General features: G+C 72.7%; 2 protein-coding genes and 1 pseudogene. All 3 read left to right on the top strand.

The window, feature by feature from the left end:
* Nucleotides 1-197 (top strand): annotated as a pseudogene (locus AB0H87_RS41605) (hypothetical protein); the annotation flags it as partial.
* Nucleotides 190-573 (top strand): D-ribose pyranase, encoded by a 384-nt coding sequence (rbsD, locus tag AB0H87_RS41610; RefSeq protein ID WP_360159327.1) that lies wholly within the window; start codon nt 190-192, stop codon nt 571-573. The pseudogene AB0H87_RS41605 and the gene rbsD, both read left to right, overlap by 8 nt.
* Nucleotides 573-1,596, top strand: a 1,024-nt coding sequence (locus tag AB0H87_RS41615; protein ID WP_360159330.1) for an ADP-ribosylglycohydrolase family protein, incomplete at its 3' end; no start/stop codon positions are given. The genes rbsD and AB0H87_RS41615, both read left to right, overlap by 1 nt.

A 1,596-nucleotide genomic window follows, 5' to 3' on the forward strand; every position in this document is an offset into this window, starting at 1 on the left:
GCCGCCTCCTGCGCCGCCGTGAGATAGCCGCAGTGCGGCAACACGAGGGTGTCGGCGCCGACCTCGACGAGGCGGTGCGCCGTGGCTGCGCCGCCGGTGCGCTCGCGACCACCCGGATGGGCGCGCAGTCCGCGATGCCCACGGGAGCGGAGCTGAACCTGTTCCTGGCGGCCCAGGAGGCGACCGCACGTGCGTGAGAACGGAATCTGGCACCCGCGCCTGGCCGCGCTCGTCGCCGGCCTGGGTCACACCGAGACCATCGTGGTCGCCGACGCGGGCCTGCCCGTGCCGCCCGGCGTCGAGGTCGTGCACCTCGCCGTCACCCGCGACGTCCCGCCCTTCCTGGCGGTGCTCGACGCGATCACCGACGAGCTGGTCGTCGAGGCTGCGACCGTCGCCACGGAGCTGACCGACAAGGCGCTGCTGCGCGGCATCCGCCGCCTGAAGGTCCCCGTCGACGCGGTCGCGCACGAGGAGCTCAAGGCCCGCAGCCAGCACGCCACGGCCATCGTCCGGACCGGCGAGGCCACGCCGTACGCCAACGTGATCCTGCGAGCGGGGGTTCCCTTCTGATGTTCCCAACGGACTACGAGGAGCGCGTCTACGCCGGCGTGCTCGGCAAGGCGATCGCCGTCTACCTCGGCCGCCCGTTCGAGGGCTGGACCTACGAGCGGATCAGCCGCGAGCTCGGCGAGATCACCGGATACGTCAACCACCGGGTGGACCTGGCGCTGAAGAACCACCTGCTCGTGGTCACCGACGACGACATCAGCGGCACCTTCGTCTTCCCCCGGGCCCTGCGCGACCACGGCACGGAGCCGACCTCGGCGCAGATCGGCGACGTCTGGCTCAACGAGATCCTCGAAGGCACCTCGGTGCTGTGGTGGGGCGGCGTCGGCAACTCCACCGAGCACACGGCCTACCTGCACCTCAAGGACGGCGTACGGGCACCCGACAGCGGCAGCATCGCCCGCAACGGCGTCGTCGTCGCCGAGCAGGTCGGCGCCCAGATCTTCGTCGAGGGATTCGCGATGACCCGCCCCGGTGACCCGCAGGCCGCCGCCGACCTCGTCGAACGGGCCGCCCGGGTCAGCCACGACGGCGAGTCCGTGCACGCCGCCCGGGTGGTCGCGGCCCTCGTGGCGGGCGCGTTCACCGAGACCGACATGGCCAAGTTGCTCGACGTCGCCACCGGCCTGATCCCCGCGGACAGCCTGATCCGCCGCGTGATCGAGGACGTGCGCGAGTGGACGGCGGCCGACGCGGAGTGGACCACCACCCGGGCGCGGATCGACGAGCGCTACGGCTATCACCGCTACGGCGGCAACTGCCACGTCGTGCCGAACCACGCGACCGTCATCCACGCGGTGGCCCGCAGCCAGGGCGCGTACCTGCCGGCGATGACCGTGGTCAACACCTCCGGCTGGGACACGGACTCCAACGCCGGCGACGTCGGCGCGATCTGCGGTGTCTTCGGCGGCCTGGCCGGGATCGAGGCCGGCCCGCACTACCGCGGCCCGGTCGCCGACCGGATGTACCTGCCGAGCACCGACGGGGGCTCCACGGTCACCGACGCGGCCCGCGAGGCGCTCACGC

It is taken from the genome of Asanoa sp. NPDC050611 (assembly GCF_040654855.1).
Classification (GTDB): Bacteria; Actinomycetota; Actinomycetes; order Mycobacteriales; family Micromonosporaceae; genus Asanoa.